Here is a 1,202-nt window from a genome sequence, read left to right as displayed (position 1 = left end):
GCCACCACGCGGGCCGCCGGCAGCTCCTGCGCGACCGACAGGGCGATCGCGCCGGAGCCGCTGCACAGGTCGACCACCAGCGGGGCCGCCATCTCCCGGCCCCGCGCGATCCCCCAGCCGGCGAGCAGCTCCGTCTCCGGCCGGGGCACGAAGACGCCCGGTCCGACCGTCAGCTCCAGGTGCCGGAAGCCGGCGAGGCCGGTGAGGTGCTGCAACGGCTCCCGCTCGGCCCGCCGGGCGACCAGCGCGTCGAACCGGTCGCGCTGCGCGGCGGTGAACCCGTCGGCCAGGGCCAGCCGCCCCCGGGGCACCGCCAGCACGTACGCGGCGAGCTGCTCCGCCTCCGCCCGCGCCGGCTCGACGCCGGCGGCGGCGAGGATCCGGGCGGCCCGGGCCACCGCCCGGGAGGGACGCTCGCGTTCTGTCCCTTCGGACGGGTGTTGCGGCAGGGAGGTCACGACATAATCATGAAGCGTCGCGCAACGCATCACGAGCGGGTGCGCCCAGGCGCACACCGACAGGGAGGTCGCGGGTGGGTTGGCTCGACCGGGTCACCGACCAGGTTGACGCCCTGACGAGGTCACGGACGTTGCAGGAGGCGAGCCGCTCCGCCGAGGCGTACACGATCCTCGACCGGGTCATCCGCACCACCGAGGACCCGTACGCGCGGGCCGACGCCCTGGTGCAGCGCCTCTCCGCCCTGATCAATCTCGGTCGGACGGCGGAATACACCCGGGCCATCGAGGAGGCCTCCACCGCGGTCCGGGACCTGGCCGAGCCCTACCTGCACGGGCACCTCAACGCGCTGGCCGCGCTCGCCGCGCACCACCAGGGCGCGCTGGACCGCTGCGTCACCCACCTGGTGAAGGCCGCCCGGGCGCTGGGCGCGGTGGCGGACCCGGACCGGGACACCGCGTGGGGCTGGCACGACCTGGCGATGGCCTACTCCTACCTGAGCTTCCACGGCTACGCCCTCGGCGCGATCGAGCGGGCCCGGCAGCTCGGGCTGACCGCCGGGATCCCGGAGGAGACCTTCGCCGCCCCGGGCATCCGGCTGCGCAACGCGGTCGCGCTGGACCACAACGGCGACAGCGACGGCTGCCTGCGGGTGCTCCGCGACGTCGCCGCCGACCTGGAGCGGTTCGGGCGCGCCGGGCGGGTCGGCCGGCTGCGGCCGAGCAGCCTCGCCGCGTACGGCTACG

Annotated in this window: 1 protein-coding gene and 1 pseudogene; one reads left to right on the top strand and one right to left on the bottom strand. The window is 76.0% G+C overall.

Annotated elements, in window-relative coordinates; genetic code table 11:
- The coding region (locus NCC78_RS31785; RefSeq protein ID WP_372495247.1) for a N5-glutamine methyltransferase family protein at positions 1-449 on the bottom strand (449 nt) is incomplete at its 3' end.
- An 83-nt stretch (positions 450-532) separates the two neighbouring features.
- Here NCC78_RS31785 and NCC78_RS31780 point away from each other — a divergent pair.
- Positions 533-1,202 (top strand): annotated as a pseudogene (locus NCC78_RS31780) (GGDEF domain-containing protein); the annotation flags it as partial.

This window comes from Micromonospora phytophila, assembly GCF_023656545.1.
GTDB lineage: Bacteria > Actinomycetota > Actinomycetes > Mycobacteriales > Micromonosporaceae > Micromonospora > Micromonospora phytophila.
This window is presented reverse-complemented; position numbering and strand designations above follow the sequence as displayed.